We start from the raw sequence: 23,468 nt of genomic DNA on the forward strand, positions 1-23,468 counted from the left end.
CGTCATGACCGACACCGTCCCGACCGCCGCGCCGTTCGTGCCGGCGACCGAAGACCTCGATCGGCTGCGCGCGGCCGCGCAGGGGTGCCGGGGCTGCGACCTGTACAAGGACGCCAGCCAGACGGTGTTCGGCGAGGGGCCGCCCGACGCCGAGGTCGTGATGGTCGGCGAGCAGCCGGGCGACATCGAGGACCGGCGGGGCCATCCCTTCGTCGGGCCCGCCGGCAAGCTGCTCGACCGGGCCATCACGGACGCCGGACTGGACCGCTCCCGCACCTATGTCACCAACGCGGTCAAACACTTCAAGCACAAGCCCGCGGCGCCGGGCAAGCGGCGCATCCACTCCAGCCCCGACCGGATCGAGATCATGGCCTGCCGGCCGTGGCTGGTGGCGGAGTTCAGCCTGCTGCACCCGCGCGCCGTGATCGCGCTCGGCGCGGTCGCGGCCAAGGGCCTGCTCGGCCCGTCCTTCCGGGTGACGAAGCAGCGCGGTGTGCCCATGCCGTGGCCGGAGTCGGCCTACCGTCCGGAGGATTTCGCGGGTGAGGCCCACGACGACGCGTTCGTGCTGGCCACGATCCACCCCTCGGCGGTGCTCCGCGCCGACGACCGCGATGCCGCCTATCGGGGGCTCGTCGACGACCTGCGGGTTGTGACCGAAAGGCTGGCCGCCGGGCGATAGCATGCCGGTTCCACGTCATTCGGGGAGGATCGATGCGGAACCGGACCTGGCTCGCGGCGCTCGCGCTCACCGGCTGCGCCCTGATGACGGCCGGCTGCAAGGCCGGTGACACGGCGAGCCCGGCCGCGTCGTCGTCGGGCGGCGCGATGACGGCGGCGAAGTCGACGAGCGCCGCCGACGAGGTGATCGCGGCGGCCGACAAGCTGCGCACCACCAGGTACAAGTTCTCGACCGACGGCGGTGGGTTCGCCGTGCAGGGGGCCGCCGACCCGGCGAACAAGGTGGTCACCATGGACGCCGCGATGGGGATGACGGTCCTCATGGTCGACGGGCAGATCTACCTGAAGCTTCCCGCGAACCTGCCCGGCGCCGGCGCCCTCGGTGGTGACGGCAAGTGGCTGCACGTGGACGCCGCGAAGTTCGCGGCCGGCAAGCTCGGCATCCAGGATCCGGGCGACCCGGGCGGTGCCTACAACAACCTCAAGGGCGCCACCTCGGTGCAGAAGGTCTCCGACAAGCACTACAAGGGCACGCTGGACCTCACGAAGACGCCGGCGTTCGCGGGCAACTCCAAGCTGGGGTCGACGCTGGGTGACTCGGCCAAGGCCGTGCCCTTCGAGGCCACCGTCGACGACAACGGTTACCTGTCCAGCATGGACACCACCATGACCGTCAACGGCACCCCCATCAAGCAGCACACCACGTTCTCCGACTTCGGTACGAAGGTGACGGTCGCCAAGCCGGCGCCGTCCGAGGTCACCGAGGCGCCGGAGAGCATCTACGGCGCTGTGGGCGCCTGACCCACGCGACAACCCGGCCGGCCCGCAGCGCACCCCCGGGCCGGCCGGTCTCACCCCACCGGACGGAACACATGCACCAGCACCTGTACGAGCCCGACCACGAAGATTTCCGGCAGCTCTGCCGACAGTTCCTCGCCCGCGAGGCGGTGCCGCACCACGACGAGTGGGAGCGGGCCGGGATCGTCGACCGCGACGTCTGGCGCAAGGCCGGGGCGGCCGGCCTGCTCGGCATGGACGTCGACGCCGAGTACGGCGGGGGCGGCCAGCGTGACTTCCGGTACAACGCGGTGCTGGACGAGGAGATCGTCGGCGCCGGGCTGACCGGCCTCGGGTTCGGGCTCCACAACGACGTCGTGGCACCCTACCTGACCGAGCTGACCACACCGGACCAGCGCAAGCGCTGGCTGCCCGGCTTCTGCTCCGGCGAGCTGATCACGGCGATCGCGATGACCGAGCCGGGCGCCGGCTCCGACCTCGCCGGCGTGCGGACCACCGCCGTGCGCGACGGCGACGAGTACGTCATCAACGGCCAGAAGACGTTCATCACCAACGGCGAGCACGCCGACCTGGTGATCGTCGTGGCGAAGACCGACCCGGACCGCGGTGCGCGCGGCGTGAGCCTCATCGTGGTGGAGCGCGGCGCGCCCGGCTTCACCCGCGGGCGCCGGCTGGACAAGGTGGGCCTGAAGGGCAACGACACCGCCGAGCTGTTCTTCGATGACTGCCGGGTGCCGGTCGACAACCTCATCGGTACCGAGAACCGCGGCTTCTACCACCTCATGGGCAACCTGCCCCGCGAACGCCTCAGCATCGCCGTCTCCGCGGTCGCCGCCTGCGAGCGGATGCTGGCGCTGACCCTGGCGTACGCGCGGGACCGGAAGGCGTTCGGCCAGCCGATCGGGGAGTTCCAGCACAACCGGTTCCTCCTGGCCGAGCTCGACACCGAGGTGACGATCGCGCGCACGTTCGTCAACCACTGTGTGACCGAGTACAACGCCGGCCGGCTGACCGCCGTCGACGCGGCCAAGGCGAAGTGGTGGACCACGGAGCTGCAGAACAAGGTCGCCGACCGCTGCGTGCAGCTGCACGGCGGGTACGGCTACATGCGCGAGTACCCGATCGCCCGGGCGTGGCTGGACAGCCGGATCCAGACGATCTACGGCGGCACCACCGAGATCATGAAGGAGATCATCGGACGGTCGCTCGGCCTGTGAACGTCGTCGACATCCCCGCTGTACAGCGCCGCACCCTGTCCCTGCTGTTCGCAACCCAGATCATCGGTGGGATCGGCGTGGCGATCGGCATCGCCGTCGGCGCGCTGCTCGCCGCGTCGATGGGCGGTACCGGAATCTCCGGCCTCGCCTCCAGCAGTTCGGTCGTGGGCGCAGCGCTGCTGGCGATCCCGGCCACCCGCCTCATCCGTCACCGGGGCCGACGGCCGGGCCTGGTGTTCGCGTACACGTGCGGCGTGCTCGGGGCGATGGTCGTGGTCACGGCCGTGAAGATCGGTTCGGTGGCGCTGCTGTTCGCCGGCATGGCCCTGTTCGGCGGCGGTAACACCGCCAACCTCCAGGCCCGCTACGCCGCCGTCGACCTCGCCGCGCCCGCCCGGCGTGGCCGGCAGCTGTCGTTGATCGTGTGGGCCACCACGATCGGCGCGGTCGCCGGCCCCAACGTCGCTCCGCTGGCCGACCGGTACGCCCGCCGCTCGGGCCTACCCGAGTACACCGGGCCGTTCGTGTTCAGCGCCCTCGCGTTCGGGGTCGTCGCGCTCGCGATCATGGTCGTGCTCCGGCCCGACCCGCTGCTCGTGGCGCGCGGGACCGCGGGCGAGGCGTCGTCCGTAGCCTCGGCCGGGCTGCGGGACGCGGTGCGCGCGGTCCGTTCGGAGCCGGCGGCGCGGCTGGGCATCTCCGCGGTGGCGGTCGGGCACGTGGTGATGGTGGCCGTCATGTCCATGACCCCGGTGCACATCGGTGGCTACGTCCACGGCGACGTGCTGCGTGTGGTCGGGCTCGTGCTGAGCCTGCACATCGGTGGCATGTACGCGCTGTCGCCCGTCGTGGGCTGGCTGACCGACCGGCTGGGCCGCCGTCCGGTGATCCTCGGCGGTGTCGCCACCCTGCTCCTCGCGTGCGCGGTGGCCGGCACGGCGGGGCACCACACGGCGCGGCTCGCCACCGGGCTGGCGCTCCTGGGGCTGGGCTGGTCCGCGACCATGGTGGCGGGATCGACGTTACTGTCGGAGTCAGTGGGTACGGTGGTCCGGCCGGCCGTGCAGGGCCTGTCGGACCTGGCGATGGGACTGGCCGGCGCCGTTGCCGGCGCACTTTCCGGGCTCGTCGTCTCCTGGTCGAGCTATCCGACGTTGACCCTTCTGGCCGCGATCGCGACTGTGCCGCTGATCGCGCTGGCCAGCCGGACGGTGCCGGCATTGGCGATGTCGGAAGGGAGCTAGAGGGTGCGGTTGACGGACTTCTGGGAGCGGCTCGAGCAGGTCTTCGGGCCCGGGTACTCGCGCAGCGTCGCCCATGACCAGGTCCTCTCGCAGCTCGGCGGGCGCACGATCGAGGAGGCCCTGGCCGCCGGCGAGGAGACCCACAAGGTGTGGCGGGCGGTCGTCGCGGCCTATCCGGACCGGGTGCCGGCCAAGCTCCGCTGAGCGTCACTTCTGGATCTTGGGGAGTTTGGCACCGTATGGGCCCGCCATGCGCTGTCAAACTCCCCAAGATCTCTGAGTGGCAGCCTCGTTCCGGCCGGGCTCGTTCGTTCCGGTCGGGCTCGGCCGACCGGGCTCGTTCGTTCCGGTCGGGCTCGGCCGACCGGTCAGGGCCCCGCTACCCGAACCGCCGTTTTGTCCTGTGCGCGGTAAAAACTCCGGACCGAGGCGGGGGTGTCGGTACTTGCCTCGAACACTTGTACGGGTATTGTCCACAGCGGTACGTCGGACGCTCTATCCACAGCCACGGCCTGCCGGCGCGTTTTTGTCGGACCCAGGGCCTAGCGTGTGCCAGGTGACGAAGCGACCGACCACATCCGCGAAGACGGCCAATACAGGGGTGACGAACATGGCAGCGATGCCAGACCGCGAGAAGGCGCTGGGCCTCGCCCTCGCGCAGATCGACAAGCAGTTCGGCAAGGGCTCGGTCATGCGACTGGGCGAGCGTCCGATCACGCAGACCGCGGTGATCCCGACCGGCTCGATCGCCCTCGACGTCGCGCTGGGTATCGGCGGCCTGCCCCGCGGCCGGGTCATCGAGATCTACGGCCCGGAGTCGAGCGGTAAGACCACCGTGGCGCTCCACGCGATCGCCAGCGCCCAGCGTGAGGGTGGTATCGCGGCGTTCATCGACGCCGAGCACGCGCTCGACCCCGAGTACGCGAAGGCGCTGGGCGTCGACACCGACGCGCTGCTGGTCTCCCAGCCCGACACCGGTGAGCAGGCCCTCGAGATCGCCGACATGCTGGTGCGCTCCGGCGCGCTGGACATCATCGTCATCGACTCGGTCGCCGCGCTGGTGCCGCGCGCCGAGATCGAGGGCGAGATGGGCGACAGCCATGTCGGTCTGCAGGCCCGCCTGATGAGCCAGGCGCTGCGGAAGATCACCGGCGCCCTCAACAACTCCGGCACCACGGCGATCTTCATCAACCAGCTGCGCGAGAAGATCGGTGTCATGTTCGGCAGCCCCGAGACCACCACCGGTGGTCGGGCGCTGAAGTTCTACGCCTCGGTGCGGCTGGACGTGCGCCGCATCGAGAGCCTCAAGGACGGCACCGAGGTCGTGGGTAACCGCACCCGCGTCAAGGTGGTGAAGAACAAGGTGGCCTCGCCGTTCAAGCAGGCTGAGTTCGACATCATGTACGGCAAGGGCATCTCCCGTGAGGGATCGCTCATCGACGTCGGCGTGGAGCAGAACATCATCCGCAAGTCCGGCGCCTGGTACACGTACGAGGGCGACCAGCTCGGGCAGGGCAAGGAGAACGCCCGCAACTTCCTCAAGGAAAACCCGGACGTGGCGGCAGAGATCGAGAAGAAGATCCTGGAGAAGCTCGGCGTCGGCGCGGGCGCGGGCGACGCGGCCGGTGGCCCGGTCGACATCGAGTCGGTGGACTTCTGAGTCTCGGCTGATCTGTGGCAGGTCGTCGCTACCGAGGCGGCCGGGGCTCCGCTGATTCGTCTCAGCGGGACGTTCCGGCCGCACGGTCCACCAGTCGTGGCCGGGGCGCTCCGGCCGCCGACCCCAACCGTGACCCGGCCGAGCTGGCGCGGGAGATCTGCCTGCGGCAGCTCGCTGTGCGACCGCGTACCCGCGCCGAGCTGGCCACGGCGCTGCACCGGCGCGGTATCGCCGAGGACGTCATCGACCAGGTGCTCGACCGCTATGACGAGGTCGGCATCATCAACGACGAGGCGTTCGCCCGGGCCTGGGTCACCAGCCGCCACCACGGCAAAGGGCTGGCCCGCAGGGCCCTCGCGGGCGAGCTGCGGCGCAAGGGCGTCGACGCCGAGGCGGTCGACGAGGCCCTCGACGAGCTGGATCCGCAGACGGAGGAGGAGACTGCCCGGGTGCTCGTCGCCCGCCGGATGCGGGTCGAGCGAAACGCCGCACCGGACGCTGCCTTCCGGAGGTTGGTCGGCATGCTGGCCCGCAAGGGTTACCCGGCCGGACTGGCGATCCGAGTGGTGAAGGACGCGCTCGCCGCCGAGGCGGAGACCGCGGAGTTCGCCGACGGCATCGACCCCGACGCGCTCGCTGAGGCGGCCGGCCCGGGGGAGTGATGAGGCTCCGGGTAACGAAGCCTCGGGGTAACGACACCCCAGGCGTTCGGCCGGCGATGCTACGCGCCGGTAAGTGATCTAACCTACGTCCGGGCCGCGATTTCCTTCATCGTCAGACGTGAATGCGCTATTACGCACCAATTTCAGGCTGCCGTGCATCCCGGCATCGCAGTCTGAGCAGGACAGGCGGTCATCGGGCTGTTACCCGCACCGTACATCCCGCTCCGGGTCTGATCATGACTCCTTGACCGAAGCGCCCTCTACGACCTAGCCTCGCCTTACTGGAGGAGAACGCCCACCACCGCGGATTCAACCGCACAACATAGATCGCGTTACAGATCAGCAACTTTTTGCTAGCTGTACGGCTAGCTCCGGCAGGTCCGACGTGGCCGCGTCGCCGCCTGTTGATACCTGTCGCCACTCGCGACGCCCGCCAGGCGCCGTGGGGCGGATCTGACGTCGGCCCCCACCGCGAATCCGGGCATCTCCTAAACCGGTAACACGGCCGCGCCGCTTTGCCGGCGCTGACGGGGAGGGGGAGGCCATGCAACCGGCAGAGATCGCGCTTGCGTTCTTCGTCGCCATCGTAGCCATCCTCCTGATCATTCTCATCTTTGTCGGGCTGCGGCTGATGCGGCGGCTGCAGGACACTCCGAAGCCCTTGACCTCCGGCGAGCCGGACGCCGCGTACCTGGTCGAGAAAGACCGGCACGAGAACTCGCTCGCATCTCTGCGGGACACCGCGGAAGAGGCGGCCAGGGCAGTCGACGAGGCGCGTGCCGCGGCTGCCGCGGCGCGTACCGAAGCCGCGGCGGCGAAGGCGGAGGCGAGCGCCGCCCGCGCGGAGGCGCGCCGCATCCTCGACGCCGCGCGTGCCGAGTCCGAGGCGGTACTCGAACGCGCACACCGGCAGGCCGAGCACGACGCCGAAGAGGCGCGCGCCGCCGCCCGCCGCGCCGGCGAACGCGAGGTGGCCCAGCTCACCGCCGCGGCGAAGGAGCAGACCCAGGACGCCGAACGGCGTCAGCGGCGCCTCGACGAGCGGGAGCGCCTGCTCGCGGAGGACGCCGAGCGGCTGGCCGAACGGGACCGGCGCATCACCGTCACCGAGGCCGACCTGTCCGGCCGCGAGAACGCGCTCGTCGAGCGGGAAGCGGCCCTGGCCGACGCCGAGGAGAGCCGTCGCCGCGAACTGGAGCGGATCGCCGGCCTGACGGCGGAGGTCGCGCGAGCCGAGCTCATCGAGTCCATCGAAGCCCAGGCCAAGCGTGAGGCCGCGCTGCTGGTCCGCGACATCGAACACGACGCCCGTGCCACCGCGGAACAGCGCGCCCGGCACATCGTCGTCGACGCCATCCAGCGGGTCGCGAGCGAACAGACGGCCGAGAGTGTCGTAAGCGTCCTCCATCTGCCCAGCGATGAGATGAAGGGCCGGATCATCGGCCGCGAAGGCCGCAACATCCGCGCCTTCGAGTCGGTGACCGGGGTGAACCTGATCATCGACGACACGCCGGAGGCCGTGCTGCTGTCCTGCTTCGACCCGGTACGCAGGGAGATCGGCCGGCTGACGCTGGAGAAACTCGTTCTCGACGGCCGGATCCATCCGCACCGGATCGAGGAGGTGTTCGACCTCGCGAAACACGAGGTCGAGCGGCTGTGCCAGCGGGCCGCCGAAGACGCCCTCGTCGAGGTCGGCATCACCGACCTGCATCCGGAACTGATGACGCTCCTCGGGCGGTTGCGGTACCGGACCAGCTACGGGCAGAACGTCCTCAAGCACCTGGTGGAGACCGCGCACATCGCCGGCATCATGGCCGCCGAGCTGAGGCTGGAACCGGCGATCATCAAGCGCTGCGCCTTCCTGCACGACATCGGAAAGGCGCTGACCCACGAGGTCGAGGGCAGCCACGCCCTCATCGGCGCCGACCTGGCCCGCAAGTACGGTGAGTCCGACGAGGTCGTCCACGCCATCGAGGCGCACCACAACGAAGTCCTGCCGCAGACCATCGAGGCTGTGCTGACACAGGCCGCCGACGCCTGCTCCGGCGGCCGGCCCGGGGCGCGGCGCGAGAGCCTCGAAGCGTACGTGAAGCGCCTGGAGCGTATCGAGGAGATCGCCGGCGGCAAGGCCGGCGTGGAGAAGGTCTTCGCGATGCAGGCCGGGCGCGAGATCCGGGTGATGGTGCGCCCGGACGACGTCGACGACATCGGCGCCGCGGTGCTGGCCCGCGACGTGGCCAAGCAGATCGAGGAGGAGCTGACCTACCCCGGTCAGATCCGGGTGACGGTGGTGCGGGAGTCGCGCGTCACCGAGATCGCCCGCTGAAACGCCCGGCGATCTCCGCGGGTCGGTCGTTCAGGCTACCGACTACGTGACACTTCCCGGCACGGCGACGGCCTCGGTGGTCGCCGCGTCCTCGGAAGCGCTGATTGACGAGCCGCGCCGGCTCAGCCGCCGCTGGACATACCCGGCGAGCTTGGACAACGAGTAGTTGACCAGGATGAAAAAGAGGCCCACCACGAAGTACAGCTGAATCGGGTTGTGGAGGAGTTGGGTTGCCTGCTTGGCGACGTTGAGCAGTTCCTCATAGCTGATGATGAACGCCAGTGACGTGTCCTTGAGGACCACCACGAGCTGACTGATCAAGGCCGGCAACATGATGCGGAATGCCTGGGGGAGCAGCACCAGTCGGGTGGTCTGCGTCGGCGTCAGGCCGATCGAGGCGGCCGCCTCGCGTTGCCCGATGGGCAACCCCTCCATGCCCGAGCGCAGGATCTCCGCGATCACCACCATGTTGTAAATGGTGAGGCCGATCACCAGGTACCAGAGCGGGTTGCTGAAGTCGAGCCCGAATCCGGGCAGGCCGCGGCCGACGAAGAAGATCGTGATGACGACCGGCAGGCCGCGGAAGATCTCCACGCACACCCGGGTCACGACGTTGAGCACCCAGGTCAGCGCGCGCAGGACCAGCGCCGCCGGGGCCGGCAGTCCGACGTACCGGCGCTGAGCGAGCTCCTTGAGCTGGATCCGGACGACGGCCAGGAGAGTACCGAAGATCAGCGAGCTGAGGATCGACAGCACCGCTGCCGCCAGAGTGGCCTGTGCGCCCTGACCCAGCCGCTGCCAGAGTAGGGTGAAACTCGCGTTCGACGGGTCGATCAGCGGTCCCCACAGTTCCGCGCTGAACTGTCCCTTGTCGCGCAGCGGTTCGATCACGAAGAGCCAGGCCCCGGCGATGATCGCGATGCCGATGACGACGCTGGCGACCAGGGTGATCCGCTTGGCTCGTGGACCCGGCGCGTCGTACAGGACGCTGGTCTGCGGCGTGGTCAGGCGGCGTGGCGGGCGCTTAGCGGCGGTCCCCGCGGGGGTCGTCGGGGTGGCGGTCATCGCGTCGCCACCCGTCGCTCGACGCGGTCGAGGAGTATGCCCAGCGGAACCGTCATGATCAAGTATCCGATCGAGATGCCGATGAAGACCGGGATCAGGGGAAGTCCGTCGGCGGACACGAGCGAGTCAGCGGTCTGGGAGAGATCACCGACGACGCCGAAGAACCCGGCGAGGGCAGAGTTTTTGATCATTGCGATGATCACGCTGCCCAGCGGGACGACCGCGGACTTCCAGGCCTGCGGCAGGATCACGTACCGCAGGCTCTGGGTGAACGTCAGACCGATCGCGCGGGCGGCCTCGGCCTGGCCCGGCGCCACCGCGTTCACGCCGCTGCGCAGCGCCTCACAGACGAAGGCGCCGGTGTACAGACACAGGCCCAGCACCGCGAACCGGAAGTACGGAAGATCGGTGCCCAGGCGGCTGAACACCACGTTGAGGCCGGGAACATCCAGGAAGCGAGCGTTGGAGCCCAGGGCGGGCAGTCCAAACGCGGAGAAGAACAGCACGACCGTCAGTGGCACGTTGCGGAACACGGTCACGTAGGCGGTGCCGACCGCGCGCAGTGGCGCCACCGGCGAGATCCGCAGCACCGCCATGATCGTGCCGATCAGCAGCGCCCCGATGCCGGCGAGTATGCAGATCTGGAGGGTGAGCCAGAAGCCACCGGCAAAGACGTCAAACCGGTCGACCAGTACGTTCACCGCTCACCCTCCAGATCTACGACGTCAGCTCAGTACCGGTCGACGGCCGGTGCGCTCGGCGTGTTCGAGTCGACCTTGCCGACCGTGTCCTTCCACGCCTTCTCGTAGCGCCCGTCCTTGGCGATCTTCTCCAGGACATCGTTGATGAAGGCACGGAACTTGGTGTCGCCCTTCTTCACGCCGATGCCGTACGGCTCCTGCGTGAACTTCGAGCCGACGAGCTTGAAGTCGTTGGGGCTCTGCGAGACGAAGCCCGACAGGATGACGTTGTCCGTCGTCAGTGCGTCGACCTGCTTGTTCTTCACCGCGTCCGCGCACTTGGCATAGGTGTCGAACAGGACCAGTTGGGTCGCCTTGTCCTTCAGGTACTGCTCGATGGTCTTCGCCGGTGTCGACCCGGTCACCGAGCAGACCTTCTTGGTGCCGTCCTTGAAGGAGTCGGGGCCGCTGATGGAGTTGTCGTCCTTGCGCGTCAGGATCTGCTGCCCGGCGACGTAGTACGGGCCGGCGAAGTCGATCCGCTGCTTGCGGGCGTCGTTGATGGTGTACGTGGCGACCACCATGTCGACCTTGGCCTGCTCGATGTACTCCTCACGGACCTTCGACGGGGTCTCGACCCATTCGATCTTGTCGGCCGGGATGCCCAGTTCGCCTGCGATGATCTTGGCGATCTCCACGTCAAACCCGGCCGGCTTGCCGTCCAGGCCCTTCAGGCCGAACAGTGGCTGGTCGAACTTGGTGCCGATCTTGATCTTCTGGGCCTTGTTGAGGGCCTCCATCGTGGTGCCGGCGTCGAACTTGACGTCCTTCTTGACGTCAGAGCCGGAGCCGCCGCTGCTGCCGCCGCCACCACAGGCCGCCGCGCCCAACATGAGCGCGGCAGACGCCGCGAGCGCCGCGAAACGGGTCAGTCGCATCTATCAACTCCTCTTGTTGAGAGGGCCGATCCGGGGTCGGCCCCTCAGCTGAACGGCACTGAGCCGGGATGGTGTCAGTGCGTAAGAATCTTGGACAGGAAGTCCTTGGCCCGGTCGCTTCGGGGATTGGTGAAAAACTCCGCCGGCGGGGCCTGCTCCACGAGTTGGCCGTCAGCCATGAAGACGACCCGGTTGGCGGCGTGCCGCGCGAACCCCATCTCGTGGGTCACCACGATCATGGTCATGCCGTCGGCGGCGAGCGAGGTCATCACGTCGAGCACCTCGCCGACCATCTCGGGGTCGAGGGCGCTCGTCGGCTCGTCGAACAGCATCGCCTTGGGCTGCATGGCGAGCGCGCGGGCGATCGCCGCCCGCTGCTGCTGCCCGCCGGACAGCTGTGCCGGGTACTTGTCGGCCTGGTTGGCGATGCCGACCCGCTCCAGCAGCGCGAGGGCCCGCTCGCGGACGGCCGCGGGCTTCTCCTTGCGTACCTTGACCGGGCCCAGCATGACGTTTTCCAGGACGGTCCGGTGTGCGAAGAGGTTGAACGACTGGAACACCATCCCGACCTCGCTGCGCAGCCGGGCGAGCGCGCGGCCCTCCGCCGGCAGGGGCTGCCCGTCGAAGCGGATCTCGCCGGAGTCGATCGGCTCGAGCCGGTTGATCGAACGACACAGGGTCGACTTGCCGGATCCGGACGGGCCGATGACGACGACCACCTCGCCGCGGTCGACGGTCAGGTCCACGTCGCGGAGCACGTGCAGCGAGCCGAAATGCTTGTTGACCCGGTCCATCACGATCAGTGGCTGACCTGACGACGTCGTTGTCATGAACCCCGCCTTCGTGCTGTGCGTTCGCATCGATCGTCGTACCCAGAGATCACATCCGGGTAACACCGTGTATGTCGAGCTCGGTGAGCAGGTTACGGGTGGCCTCCGCGACCTTTGCGACAGCTTGGTCGAAAGCTGCTGAATTGCGGACAGAAGGCTTGCGGTAGCCGGAGATCTTGCGGACGTACTGGAGCGCCGCCGCCTCGATGTCGGCCTGACTCACCTCAGCGGTGAACGGTGGGCGGAGCGTCTTGATGCTGCGGCACATTCTCGTCTCCCGACCGGTACGGATACGCTGTACAACCGACATGAGTAACATGACCGCGCCAGCCAGCGCCTCCGACCGGCCACGCACCTACCAGGTGCGCACTTACGGCTGCCAGATGAACGCGCACGACTCCGAGCGCATCTCCGGCCTGCTGGAGAACGCCGGGTACGTCCCGGCCGCCGGCGACGAGCAGCCCGACGTGGTCGTGTTCAACACGTGCGCGGTGCGCGAAAACGCCGACAACCGGCTCTACGGCAACCTCGGACACCTGCACCCCGTCAAGAAGGCCCACCCGGGCATGCAGATCGCCGTCGGCGGCTGCCTGGCCCAGAAGGACCGCGGCGAGATCGTCAAGCGGGCACCCTGGGTGGACGTCGTCTTCGGCACCCACAACATCGGCTCGCTCCCCACGCTGCTGGAGCGGGCCCGGCACAACGCCGCGGCCGAGGTCGAGATCCTCGAGTCGCTCGAGGTCTTCCCGTCGACGCTGCCGACCCGCCGTGAGTCGACGTACGCCGGCTGGGTGTCGATCTCGGTCGGCTGCAACAACACCTGCACCTTCTGCATCGTGCCGTCGCTGCGCGGCAAGGAGAAGGACCGCCGGCCCGGCGAGATCCTGGCCGAGGTCGAGGCGCTGGTGGCCGAGGGGATCCTCGAGGTGACCCTGCTCGGGCAGAACGTCAACACGTACGGCGTCGAGTTCGGTGACCGGTACGCGTTCGGCAAGCTGCTGCGCTCGTGCGGGGGCGTCGAAGGGCTGGAGCGGGTGCGCTTCACGTCGCCGCACCCCGCGGCCTTCACCGACGACGTGATCGCGGCGATGGCCGAGACCCCGAACGTCTGTCACCAGCTGCACATGCCGCTGCAGTCGGGCTCCGACCGCATCCTCAAGGCGATGCGTCGCTCCTACCGCACCGACCGCTACCTGGGCATCATCGACCGGGTCCGTGCGGCGATGCCGGACGCGGCGATCACCACCGACATCATCGTCGGGTTCCCGGGCGAGACCGAGGAGGACTTCCAGGGCACCCTCGATGTGGTCCGGCAGGCCCGGTTCGCCAGCGCCTTCACGTTCCAGTACTCCAAGCGCCCCGGTACGCCCGCCGCGACCATGGACGAGCAGGTGCCCAAGGAGGTCGTCCAGGACCGGTACGACCGGCTGGTCGCCTGTCTGGAAGAGATCACCTGGGCGGAGAACAAGAAGCTCGTCGGGCAGACCGTCGAGGTCCTGGTGGCCACCGGGGAGGGGCGCAAGGACGGCGCCACCGGCCGGATGTCCGGGCGGGCCCGCGACGGGCGACTGGTCCACTTCGTGGGCGCTCCCGACGTGCGCCCGGGCGACATCGTGCACACCACGATCACGTACGCCGCACCGCACCACCTCAACGCCGACGAGCCGCTGGTCTCCCACCGGCGCACCCGGGCCGGCGACGTGTGGGCGGCCGGCCAGGCCGTGCGTACCCCCGGGGTGTCGCTCGGAATGCCGACGATCGGCGCGCCGGCCCCGGCCGCGAGCGCCCCGGCGGCGGCGTGCGGCTGCGACTGACGAGAGGTACCCGGTCAGTCGAGCATGTGCTCGCGCAGCCGCTCGATCTGGGCGTCGGTGATGCCGGCGCGCCGCGCGTACCCCTCCACCGAGCCGTGCCGCTCGCGTAGCTCGACCAGGAACAGGTGCATCGCGTCCCGCGGGCACGGGTCGACCTGCCAGGGTGAGTGGCCGTCCTCTTCCGGCCGGTCGGCGGCGAGGCTGCGGCGCCACTCGCGGAAGCGGCGCTCGGACTCGGCGCTGAGGGCGTAGTCGGCCGCGATGTCGTCGTCGGCCACCCCGAGCAGGCTCAGGGTCAGCGCGGCGAGGACCCCGGTGCGGTCCTTGCCCGCGGCGCAGTGGAACACCAGCGGGGTCGAGTCGGAGTCGGCGATCAGCCGCAGCGACGCGGCCACGGCGTTGCGGCCGGTGAGACCGCCCTCGGCCATCTCCGCGTAACGGTCGGCCAGGTAGCGCGGCAACGCGGCGCCGAGCGTGAACTGCGGCCACAGGTCGGCGTGGAAGTTGAGATTGTGGTAGGCGAGCCCCAACGATTCCGCCACCCGGCCGTCGGCCTCGAGTTCGTCGGGCCGCCGCAGGTCGAGCACGGTGCGCACGCCGAGGGCCGCGAAGTCTTCGAAGTCGACCGGCGTCAGCCGGTGCAGCCCGTCCGAGCGGTACAGCCGGCTCCAGCGGACGGTGCTCCCCGCGGCGGCCGGGTAGCCGCCGAGGTCGCGGAAGTTGAAGACGGTCGAGAACGGGATGACGCGGTCGACGGTGGTCACGGTTTCCGACCGTATCGCGTCCGGCCAAGGTGTGTCCGGCCCGGTGGGGTCCGCCCGCCCGCGCTGTCCCGACCCCGCTCGCGGTCCGGTCGCCCCTGTCCCGGCCCCGCGGCCGGGACAGGGGCTGGTCCGGTCAGCTGCTCTGCTCGGCGAGCTCCAGGAACCTGCGCTTGGACTCCAGCGCCTGCTGGGCCTCCCGGATCCGCCTGGCGTCGCCCGCCGCCTGCGCCTTCGCCAGCCGCTGCTCGGCCTCGGCGACCTGCTCGCGCATCTGGGCCAGCAGCGGGCTCGCCTCCGGCGGGGTCCGCCGCCACGCGGCGTCCATGGCGTGCTTGACGCGGTCTTCGATGGCGCGCAGCCGCCGGTCCAGGCCGCCCGCCGCGTCGCGTGGAACCCGGCCGATGTCGTGCCACTGGCCCTGGATCTCGCGCAGCTTGGCCTGCGCGGTCTTCGGGTCGGCGTCGATGTCGAGCGCCTCGGCCTGCGACAGCAGCTCCTGCTTGCGATCCAGGTTGCCCCTCAGCTCGGCGTCCCGGGCGGAGAAGACCTCGCTACGGCGACTGAAGAACGCGTCCTGGGCCGCCCGGAACCGCTCCCACAGCTTCTGCTCGGCCTCCTTGGAAGCGCGCGGCGCGGCCTTCCACTCGCTCATCAGCTCCTTGAGCTGGGCGGCCGTGGCGTTCCACTCGGTGGAGTCGGACAGGCTTTCGGCCTCGGCGACCAGCTCCTCCTTGCGGGCCTGCGCCTGCTTGCGGGACGCGTCAAGGATGGCGAAGTGGGCGCCGCGGCGGCGGGTGAACCCGTCCCGGGCCGCCGCGTACCGCTTCCACAGCTCGCCGTCGGTCTTCTTGTCGACGCCGTGGATGGTCTTCCACTCGTCGAGGATCTCCTTGAGCCGGTCGCCGGCGGCCTTCCAGCCGGTCGCCTCGGTCGCGATCTGCTCGGCCTCCTCGACGAGGGCGGTCTTGCGGGCGATCGCATCCGCGCGGGCCGCGTCCCGGGCGGTCCGGGCGGCGCCCGCCTTCTCCTCGGCGATCGCGGCGAGCTTGTCGAGGCGCGCGGCGAGGCCGTCGACGTCGCCGATGACGTGCGCGGTGTCGAGGCTGCTCCGCAGGCGGCGGATGGTGCTGAGGGAGTGCGACGGGTCGGCGGTGCCGCTGCCGAGGCGGGCCTCGATCAAGTCCACTTCGGTAACAACGTCGGCGAAACGTCGGGCGAAGTGCGCCAACCCCTCCTCCGGGGTACCGGCCTGCCACGATCCGACAACGCGTTCACCCGCCGCCGTCTTCAGGTACACCGTGCCGTCCGCGTCGATTCGACCGAATGCCGTCGGGTCGCTCATGCCGCCACCTCGCTCAGCTCGGCATGAGGCTCTACCGCGCTGAGCCCCCCGATTCGCTCGCTTCGCTCGCTCATTTGCCCATCCTCGTCTTCCCGGCGTCCGCAGGGTTCGGGTAACCCCGATGCCGCCGCCAGCGCACAGCAGTATTCACTCGTTCAGGGCCTCATTCTCACAGGTCCGCCCCCATCCGCGTCGAGCGGCCGCAGCCGAACCGTGACCTTGCCGTCGCGCTGTCACCTGAAGTTTTCGCCCAGTGCGGGACGGACCGGGTGAAGACACCCGATACCGTTTTGGCGTGCCCCTCGTTGTCGCCGTCTGCCCGAACCGGACGCTCCCAATCCCCGGTGTCGCCGCCGAAATCAACACTCGGCGGATCACAGGTGACCCCGGAGCGGCGCGGTCACGGGCGACCCGTACACGGTTCCCGGCGCTCGGCGTCGGACACCGGACACCGGAGTTGTCGTCACCGTACCGCGCCCGGTCGGTCTTGTGGGCGTCGTCACCCGGGTATTTGACCGCGAACAGGGGGGCCTCCGCGCTCACCGGACCGATTTTCCCGGCGGACCGGCCATGACGCACCTGTCCGGACCGGTGATCGCCGTCGTCGGGCCGACCGCCGCCGGCAAGTCCGCGTTGAGCCTCGCGCTCGCGCACGCGCTCGGCGGGGAGGTGGTGAACGCCGACTCGATGCAGCTGTACCGGGGGATGGACATCGGCACGGCCAAGCTCACTCCGGCCGAGCGCGCGGGCGTACCGCACCACGTCCTGGACATCTGGGACGTCACCGAGCCGGCCAGCGTCGCGGTCTACCAGCGGCTGGCGCGCGCCGCGATCGACGACGTGCTCGCCCGCGGCCGGGTTCCGCTGCTGGTCGGCGGGTCGGGTCTGTACGTGCGGGCGGTGCTGGAGGAGTTCGAGTTCCCCGGCACGGACCCGGCCCTGCGCGCCGACCTGGAGCGCGAACTGGCCGCCCACGGGCCGGCGCCGCTGTACGCCCGGCTCACGGCGGCGGATCCGGCCGCGGCGGCGCGGATCCTGCCCACCAACGGCCGGCGCATCGTGCGGGCCCTGGAGGTGATCGAACTCACCGGCGGGCGGTTCACCGCCGCCCTGCCGGAGCAGCCCAGACCGTACTACCGCGCCTGCCAGGTCGGCGTCGACCTGGATTCGCAGCTGCTCGACGAGCGGATCGCGACCCGCGTCGACCACATGTGGGCCGCGGGGCTGGTCGACGAGGTGCGCGAGCTCGAGCGCCGCGGCCTGCGGGAGGGGCGCACCGCCAGCCGGGCCCTGGGCTACCAGCAGGTCCTGCGGTTCCTCGCGGGCGAGTACGCCGAGGCCGAGGCGCACGCGGAGACGATCAGGGCGACCCGTCGCTTCGTACGGCGTCAGCGGTCCTGGTTCCGGCGCGATCCGCGGATCCGGTGGCTCGACGCCGCGGCGCCGGACTTCGTCCCGGCGGCGTCTGCCGAAGCGGCAGCTTTCATCGCAGCGCGATGATGCCGGGGCGCAAGCGTTCGCCGCGGTGTCATGATGTCGACGTGTTAGGAAACGGCATGGCGATCACCTACGCCAAAGGGCATGGCACCGGCAACGACTTCGTCATCCTCCCCGACCCGGACGGGCTGCTGCCACTGACGCCCAGGCTGGTCGCCGCGCTGTGCGACCGCCGCCGGGGCATCGGCGCCGACGGCGTGCTGCGGGTCGTCCGGGCGGGCGCCCACCCCGAGGCCGTCCGGTACGCCGGCGCTGCCGAGTGGTTCATGGACTACTGGAACGCCGACGGCACGTACGCGGAGATGTGCGGCAACGGCGTGCGGGTGTTCGCGCGCTACCTCACCGAGGCCGGCTACGCGGCCGGCGGCGAGCTGACAATCGCGACCCGCGCCGGGGTGGTGCGCGCGGTGGTCACCGCCGACGAGGTCGCCGCCGGCCTGTCCAAACCCCGCGTGTACGGGCAGAGCGTGGCGAGGGTGGAGGGCCGCCGGTACGACGGCGCGGCCGTCGACGTGGGCAATCCGCACCTGGTCTGCCGGGTGGCCGGCACCAGGGAGCTGGCCGGTCTCGACCTGTCCACCTCGCCGGAGTTCAGCGACGCGGACTTCCCGTCCGGCGTCAACGTCGAGTTCTCGGCGCCGGGCGTGGTGGCGGTCCCGGGCGCACACGCGCACGTGCGGATGCGCGTGTACGAGCGCGGCTCCGGGGAGACGCTGTCGTGCGGATCGGGCGCGTGCGCGGTGGCGGCCGTGGCGCTGGCCGACGCCGGCCTGAGCGCCGGGACGGTCGCCGTCGACGTGCCGGGCGGCCGCCTCACCGTCGTGCTCGACGAGGAGACGTGCTGGCTGGCAGGTCCCGCGGTGATCGTGGCGAACGGGACGGTGGACACCGAGGCGCTCGACGTACGGCTGCCCGGGCCGGACGGCTCGCGGCCGGTCGGCGTGGCCGGGGCCGGGGCGAAGTAGCTCACCGGGGCCGGGGTGAAGTAGCTCACCGGGGGCGGGGCGGCGCCTGCGTCGCCCCGCCCCCGGTCGGCGTCACTGCGCCGACGGGTCCGGCAGCAGCGGCGGCGCGTCGACGGTGGTCCGCAGGATGTCGGCCGCCGCGTTCGCGTGGTACCCGTCGGTCGGGAACCCGTCCTCGGCGCCCAGGCCCTCGCCCGGCCGTACGGTCTCCTCGCCCTTGGCCACGGCGCGCACGGCCGCCGCGACCGCCGGCGCCACCCGCGCGTCGAACACGCTGGGCACGATGACGCTGGCGTTGAGCTTGTCCGCGCCGACGGTGTCGGCGATGGCCCGGGCCGCCGCGAGCGCCATCTCGTCGGTGAACGCGCGCGCCTGCGCGTCGAGCATGCCGCGGAACACGCCCGGGAACGCCAGTACGTTGTTGATCTGGTTGGGCTGGTCGGAGCGGCCGGTGGCGACGATCGCGGCGTGCTCGCGGGCGGCGCGCGGGTCCACCTCGGGGTCGGGGTTGGCGAGGGCGAACACGATCGAGTCGGGCGCCATCGTGGCGATGTCGTCGCCGGTGAGCAGGTTGGGTGCGCTCACGCCGATGAACACGTCGGCGCCCCGGACCGCGCCGCGCAGGTCGCCGCTGAAGTTTTCGCGGTTGGTGTTGTCGGCGAGCCACTGCCACGACTCGTTCAGCCCCGGCATGCCCCGGTACAGGGCGCCCGGCCGGTCGGTCGCGATCAGGTCGCCCACGCCCTGCCGGAGCAGCAGCTTCATGATCGCTGTGCCGGCGGCGCCCGCGCCGGACACCACCACGCGTACGTCGGCCAGCTTCTTGCCGACCACCCGCAGGGCGTTGGTGAGCGCGGCGAGCACACAGATCGCGGTGCCGTGCTGGTCGTCGTGGAAGACCGGGATGTCGAGCATCTCGCGCAGCCGGGCCTCGATCTCGAAGCAGCGCGGCGCGGCGATGTCTTCGAGGTTGATGCCGCCGTACGCCGGCGCGATCGCCTTCACGATGTTGACGATCTCGTCGGTGTCCTGGGTGTCGAGCACGACCGGCCAGGCGTCGACCCCGGCGAACCGCTTGAACAGGGCGGCCTTACCCTCCATCACCGGCAGCGCGGCGGCCGGGCCCAGGTTGCCCAGGCCCAGGACGGCCGTGCCGTCCGTGACGACCGCGACGGTGTTGCGCTTGATCGTCAGGCGTCGGGCGTCGTCGGGGTTCTCGGCGATCGCCAGGCAGACCCGGGCGACGCCCGGCGTGTAGGCCCGGGACAGCTCGTCACGGGTGCGCAGCGCGACCTTCGGCGTTACTTCGATCTTGCCGCCGAGGTGCAGCAGGAACGTACGGTCGGAGACTTTGCGCACCTCGACCCCGTCCAGCGCCTCCAACGCGCCGACGACCTGGTCGGCGTGGGCTGCGTCGGCGGTGTCGCAGGTGAGGTCGGCGATGATGGCGGTCTGGTCGGAGTCCACCACGTCGAGTGCGGTCACGACGGCGCCCGCCTCGCCGACGGCGGTGGTGAGCCGGCCGATCGCGGAGGCGTCGGCGGTCACGGCGACCCGGATGGTGATGGAGAACCCTGCGCTGGGAAGACGACGTGCGGTCACGGCGTTCTATTTTGAGGCCACCACGATCCGGTGGCGACGACCGCCCCGCCCATATTCGTACTTATCTCGTCAGGTACTGGGTATCGGGGGCTCGTGACAGGGCGCAATGCAGGTGCGTCACCTGTCACGACGTGACACGATCGGAAGCGATGCGAGAAGGAAACGTGAAAGCTTCGTACGACGTGAAGACTCCGTACGACCTGGACCTGGACCTCGACGTCGAGCTGGACGCCCTGCGGGCCCCGGCACGGGGATTCGAGGACGTGGACACCGACGACGCCACGACCGGCGAGCTGGAGCTGGAAGAGCGCCACGCGCTACGCCGGGTCGCCGGCCTGTCGACCGAGCTGTCCGACATCACCGAGGTCGAGTACCGGCAGCTCCGGCTGGAGCGGGTGGTCCTCGTCGGCGTCTGGACCGAGGGCACCGCCGCGGACGCCGACAACAGCCTCGCCGAGCTGGCGGCGCTGGCCGAGACGGCCGGCTCGCAGGTGCTCGACGGACTGGTCCAGCGCCGTAGCCGGCCCGACCCGTCGACCTACATCGGCCGCGGCAAGGTCGCCGAGCTGCGCTCCATCGTCGTGGCGACCGGCGCCGACACCGTCATCTGCGACGGCGAGCTGTCCCCGTCCCAGCTGCGCAACCTGGAAAACGAGGTCAAGGTCAAGGTCATCGACCGGACCGCGCTGATCCTCGACATCTTCGCCCAGCACGCCAAGAGCAAAGAGGGCAAGGCGCAGGTCGAGCTGGCGCAGCTGCAGTACTTCCTGCCGCGACTGCGCGGTTGGGGTGAGGCGATGAGCCGGCAGGCCGGTGGCTCCGTCAGCGGCAACGGCGGGGTGGGTCTGCGCGGACCCGGTGAGACGAAGCTCGAGACCGACCGCCGGCGCATCCGTACCCGGATCTCCCGGCTCAAGCGCGAGATCGCGGGGATGGCGACGATCCGTGAGACGAAGCGGGCCGGGCGCCGGCAGCGCCAGGTGCCGAGCGTCGCGATCGCCGGGTACACCAACGCCGGCAAGTCGAGCCTGATCAACCGGTTGACGGGTGCCGGGCTGCTGGTGGAGAACGCGCTGTTCGCCACCCTCGACACCACGACGCGCCGGGCCCGCGCGGCCGACGGCCGGCTCTACACCCTCTCCGACACCGTCGGGTTCGTCCGGCACCTGCCGCACCAGCTGGTGGAGGCGTTCCGGTCGACGCTCGAGGAGGTCGCCGAGGCGGACCTCGTGCTGCACGTGGTCGACGCCAGCCACCCGGACCCCGAGGAGCAGGTGCGGGCGGTACGCGAGGTGCTCGCCGAGGTCGGCGCCGACAAGGTGGCCGAGCTGCTCGTGGTCAACAAGATCGACGCGGCCGACGAGGAGACGCTGCTGCGCCTGAAGGGCGAGTGGCCGCACGCGGTCTTCGTGTCCGCCCGTAGCGGCGGCGGCCTGGCCGAGCTGCGGACGGCGATCGAGGACCGGCTGCCCTGGCCGGCCGTGGAGGTGCGCGCCTGCGTGCCCTACGACCGCGGTGACCTCGTCGCCCGGGCGCACTCGACCGGTGAGGTGCTCGGGACCGAGCACACGAGCGAGGGAACGGTTCTGCACGTACGGGTGCCCGAGGCGCTCGCGGCGGAGCTGGCCCCGTACGCCCTCGAAAGCCGGCCCAAGGCCGACCACGCGGCGTAGTCGGGGGTGGCCACCCGGCCATAGTTGGGCCCGGCCAACCCCCGAATCGCCGTCGTCTCTGCCAGACTGGTGCGATGCGAAGATTGGGCCTGCTGGTCATCGGGGTAGGGACGGCGGCTTTCGGGCTGGCCACCCCGGCTCTCGCCGACCCCAGCCCGGCGCCGGCCGGCCCGGGTCAACCCGCCGATGTGGCATGCACTCTGAGTGACCCCCAGCTGATCGGGCTGACCGGCCTGTTGGCGCGGCCGGGCGGCGGCTACGTGCTGGCCAACACCAGCCCCCAGCAGGCGAACCCCATGCGGGTCTACTACCTGGACAGCAAGTGCAAGGTCGACAAGGCCGTGTCGTACCCCGCGGCGGCCCGCGACCCGGAGGACCTCGCGGTCGCGTCCGACGGCACGGTGTGGGTGGCCGACATCGGCGACAACCCCAGCAACGGGGGGGAACGGCGACAGACCATCGCGCTGTGGAAGGTGCCGTCCAACGGCGGCAACCCCGTCATCTACCGCCTGGCCTACCCCGACGGCCAGCATGACGCCAAGGCGCTGCTGTTCGGCCCCGGCGACACGCCGATCATCGTCACCAAGGAGTCCAGCGGCACCGCCCAGATCTACGAGCCGACCGGGCCGTTGCAGCCCAACACAAGGCAGGGCGTGCCGCTCAAGAACGTCGGGTCGTGGAAGCCCACGCGCACCGGCACCGCCAACTTTCTCGGCGCAACGGGCCAGATCCTGGTGACGGGCGCGGCGCAGTCACCCGACCGCAAGCGGGTCGCGCTGCGCACGTACTCCGACGCGTACGAGTGGAACGTGCCCGACGGCGACGTCGTCAAGGCGATCACGACCGGCAAGCCCCGGATCACGCCCCTCGCCGGAGAAAACCAGGGCGAGGCGATCGCGTACAGCGCCGACGGGGCGTCGTACCTGACCTGTTCCAGCCAGACGGGGCCGAGCCAGATCCTGCGTTACCGGCCGGCCGCCGCCGTGGCCGGGAAGGCGGTCCCCACGACCGGTAAGGCGGCCAAGAAGGCCGACAGCCGCCCGTGGTTCCAGAAGCTGTCCCTGCCGCAGCTCATCGACGTCGTCGCCGGAGTCGGCGTGCTGGGCCTGGTACTGGTCGTCGTCGGCGTGCTCGGTATCCGCCGGTCGCGCAAGACGCGGCGGGCCGCTGTCGCGGCCGGCCGGACGGATTCGCAGGCGACCGGCGCGTGGCAGGGCGATCCGGGCTCCGGCCCCGATACCGGGTCGGCCGCCGCGGATCGCCGGCAGGCCGGGCGTGGCGGGGCTCCGGCCGGCGCCGGGCAGCCCGCTCGCGCCGGCGTCGCGGTTCCGGGCGGCGCCGGGCGGCCCGGTCGCGCCGAGGTCGCGGCTCCGGCACCGCCGGACGCCAAGCGGCAGGGCCGCGCTTCGGTGGCGCCTCCGGACCCGCAGCGGAGCGGTCCCGCTCAACCGGCGCGCAGCGGTCCCGCTCAACCGGCGCGCAGCGGTCAACCGGTCGGCGGAGGCCAACCGCCGGCCCGCGGCGGTCAACCGCCCCGTGGCGGTCAACCTTCCCGCGATGGCGGCGGCAAGATATACGGCGGTGGGTATGCCGGGTCGGGTCCGGACCAGCGGGGCGGGCGTCAGGGGTTCGCGCCGCCGGGGTACCGGCCGGACCGCGACGGCGACGCCAGGTACTTTCCCGAGCGCTTCTAGGACGATCACGGCCGGG

21 protein-coding genes are annotated in these 23,468 nt (G+C 70.6%); 13 read left to right on the plus strand and 8 right to left on the minus strand.

Annotated features, from left to right (window positions below):
* Positions 1 to 4: 4 nt before the first annotated feature.
* The 8 genes from HC031_RS00945 to rny all read left to right on the plus strand — a co-directional run bounded on the left by HC031_RS00945 (position 5) and on the right by rny (position 8,588).
* On the plus strand, positions 5 to 682 hold the full coding sequence (locus HC031_RS00945) for a UdgX family uracil-DNA binding protein (protein WP_167923189.1): 678 nt from the start codon (positions 5 to 7) through the stop codon (positions 680 to 682).
* A gap of 32 nt (positions 683 to 714) precedes the next feature.
* Complete coding sequence (locus tag HC031_RS00950) at positions 715 to 1,482, plus strand: hypothetical protein (protein WP_167923190.1); 768 nt, start codon at positions 715 to 717, stop codon at positions 1,480 to 1,482.
* A 71-nt stretch (positions 1,483 to 1,553) separates the two neighbouring features.
* A complete protein-coding gene (locus HC031_RS00955; protein ID WP_167923191.1) occupies positions 1,554 to 2,696 on the plus strand; it encodes an acyl-CoA dehydrogenase family protein in 1,143 nt (380 codons plus the stop codon).
* Positions 2,693 to 3,940, plus strand: coding sequence for an MFS transporter (locus HC031_RS00960; RefSeq protein WP_167923192.1), 1,248 nt, complete (start codon positions 2,693 to 2,695; stop codon positions 3,938 to 3,940). Before HC031_RS00955 ends, HC031_RS00960 begins: the two co-directional genes overlap by 4 nt.
* Before the next feature lie 3 nt (positions 3,941 to 3,943).
* Positions 3,944 to 4,144 (plus strand): DUF3046 domain-containing protein, encoded by a 201-nt coding sequence (locus HC031_RS00965; protein ID WP_167923193.1) that lies wholly within the window; start codon positions 3,944 to 3,946, stop codon positions 4,142 to 4,144.
* Between the two features lie 406 nt (positions 4,145 to 4,550).
* Positions 4,551 to 5,600, plus strand: a complete 1,050-nt coding sequence (recA, locus tag HC031_RS00970) for a recombinase RecA (RefSeq protein ID WP_167923194.1) — start codon at positions 4,551 to 4,553, stop codon at positions 5,598 to 5,600.
* A 14-nt stretch (positions 5,601 to 5,614) separates the two neighbouring features.
* A complete protein-coding gene (locus tag HC031_RS00975) occupies positions 5,615 to 6,262 on the plus strand; it encodes a regulatory protein RecX (RefSeq protein ID WP_420813580.1) in 648 nt (215 codons plus the stop codon).
* Between the two features lie 631 nt (positions 6,263 to 6,893).
* The gene (rny, locus tag HC031_RS00980) at positions 6,894 to 8,588 is read left to right on the plus strand and encodes a ribonuclease Y (protein WP_420813586.1); all 1,695 of its coding nucleotides are present in this window, start codon (positions 6,894 to 6,896) and stop codon (positions 8,586 to 8,588) included.
* A 42-nt stretch (positions 8,589 to 8,630) separates the two neighbouring features.
* Here the strand turns inward: rny and HC031_RS00985 are convergent, their stop codons facing one another.
* From HC031_RS00985 to HC031_RS01005, 5 genes are all read right to left on the minus strand, one after another.
* The gene (locus HC031_RS00985) at positions 8,631 to 9,653 is read right to left on the minus strand and encodes an amino acid ABC transporter permease (protein WP_167923196.1); all 1,023 of its coding nucleotides are present in this window, start codon (positions 9,651 to 9,653) and stop codon (positions 8,631 to 8,633) included.
* The gene (locus tag HC031_RS00990) at positions 9,650 to 10,354 is read right to left on the minus strand and encodes an ABC transporter permease subunit (RefSeq protein ID WP_167923197.1); all 705 of its coding nucleotides are present in this window, start codon (positions 10,352 to 10,354) and stop codon (positions 9,650 to 9,652) included. The genes HC031_RS00985 and HC031_RS00990 overlap by 4 nt, the downstream gene beginning before the upstream one ends.
* 29 nt (positions 10,355 to 10,383) lie before the next feature.
* On the minus strand, positions 10,384 to 11,271 hold the full coding sequence (locus HC031_RS00995; protein WP_167923198.1) for a glutamate ABC transporter substrate-binding protein: 888 nt from the start codon (positions 11,269 to 11,271) through the stop codon (positions 10,384 to 10,386).
* A gap of 74 nt (positions 11,272 to 11,345) precedes the next feature.
* Complete coding sequence (locus HC031_RS01000; RefSeq protein ID WP_167923199.1) at positions 11,346 to 12,101, minus strand: amino acid ABC transporter ATP-binding protein; 756 nt, start codon at positions 12,099 to 12,101, stop codon at positions 11,346 to 11,348.
* A gap of 49 nt (positions 12,102 to 12,150) precedes the next feature.
* Positions 12,151 to 12,369 carry a DUF2277 domain-containing protein gene (locus tag HC031_RS01005; protein ID WP_167923200.1) on the minus strand — a complete coding sequence of 73 codons (219 nt, stop codon included), beginning with the start codon at positions 12,367 to 12,369 and terminating at the stop codon, positions 12,151 to 12,153.
* 49 nt (positions 12,370 to 12,418) lie between these two features.
* Here HC031_RS01005 and miaB point away from each other — a divergent pair, with 49 nt between their 5' ends.
* The gene (gene miaB / locus HC031_RS01010) at positions 12,419 to 13,915 is read left to right on the plus strand and encodes a tRNA (N6-isopentenyl adenosine(37)-C2)-methylthiotransferase MiaB (RefSeq protein ID WP_167923523.1); all 1,497 of its coding nucleotides are present in this window, start codon (positions 12,419 to 12,421) and stop codon (positions 13,913 to 13,915) included.
* A 14-nt stretch (positions 13,916 to 13,929) separates the two neighbouring features.
* Here the strand turns inward: miaB and HC031_RS01015 are convergent, their stop codons facing one another.
* Both HC031_RS01015 and HC031_RS01020 read right to left on the minus strand, forming a co-directional pair.
* On the minus strand, positions 13,930 to 14,679 hold the full coding sequence (locus tag HC031_RS01015; RefSeq protein WP_338090421.1) for a tyrosine-protein phosphatase: 750 nt from the start codon (positions 14,677 to 14,679) through the stop codon (positions 13,930 to 13,932).
* A 133-nt stretch (positions 14,680 to 14,812) separates the two neighbouring features.
* Positions 14,813 to 16,021, minus strand: a complete 1,209-nt coding sequence (locus HC031_RS01020; protein ID WP_167923201.1) for a DUF349 domain-containing protein — start codon at positions 16,019 to 16,021, stop codon at positions 14,813 to 14,815.
* A gap of 570 nt (positions 16,022 to 16,591) precedes the next feature.
* On the opposite strand from HC031_RS01020, the gene miaA reads away from it, so the two are divergent.
* Positions 16,592 to 17,521 carry a tRNA (adenosine(37)-N6)-dimethylallyltransferase MiaA gene (miaA, locus tag HC031_RS01025; RefSeq protein ID WP_167923202.1) on the plus strand — a complete coding sequence of 310 codons (930 nt, stop codon included), beginning with the start codon at positions 16,592 to 16,594 and terminating at the stop codon, positions 17,519 to 17,521.
* A 62-nt stretch (positions 17,522 to 17,583) separates the two neighbouring features.
* Positions 17,584 to 18,483 carry a diaminopimelate epimerase gene (gene dapF, locus HC031_RS01030; protein ID WP_167923525.1) on the plus strand — a complete coding sequence of 300 codons (900 nt, stop codon included), beginning with the start codon at positions 17,584 to 17,586 and terminating at the stop codon, positions 18,481 to 18,483.
* Positions 18,484 to 18,555: 72 nt separating this feature from the next.
* Here dapF and HC031_RS01035 read toward each other — a convergent pair whose 3' ends face one another.
* Positions 18,556 to 20,085, minus strand: coding sequence for an NAD-dependent malic enzyme (locus HC031_RS01035; protein ID WP_167923203.1), 1,530 nt, complete (start codon positions 20,083 to 20,085; stop codon positions 18,556 to 18,558).
* Positions 20,086 to 20,348: 263 nt separating this feature from the next.
* On the opposite strand from HC031_RS01035, the gene hflX reads away from it, so the two are divergent.
* Both hflX and HC031_RS01045 read left to right on the plus strand, forming a co-directional pair.
* The gene (gene hflX / locus HC031_RS01040) at positions 20,349 to 21,758 is read left to right on the plus strand and encodes a GTPase HflX (RefSeq protein WP_476704266.1); all 1,410 of its coding nucleotides are present in this window, start codon (positions 20,349 to 20,351) and stop codon (positions 21,756 to 21,758) included.
* A gap of 74 nt (positions 21,759 to 21,832) precedes the next feature.
* Positions 21,833 to 23,452: a hypothetical protein gene (locus HC031_RS01045; protein ID WP_167923205.1), complete on the plus strand. Its 1,620-nt coding sequence runs from the start codon at positions 21,833 to 21,835 to the stop codon at positions 23,450 to 23,452.
* The last annotated feature ends 16 nt before the right edge of the window (positions 23,453 to 23,468 follow it).

This window comes from Planosporangium thailandense (assembly GCF_011947195.1).
GTDB lineage: Bacteria > Actinomycetota > Actinomycetes > Mycobacteriales > Micromonosporaceae > Planosporangium > Planosporangium thailandense.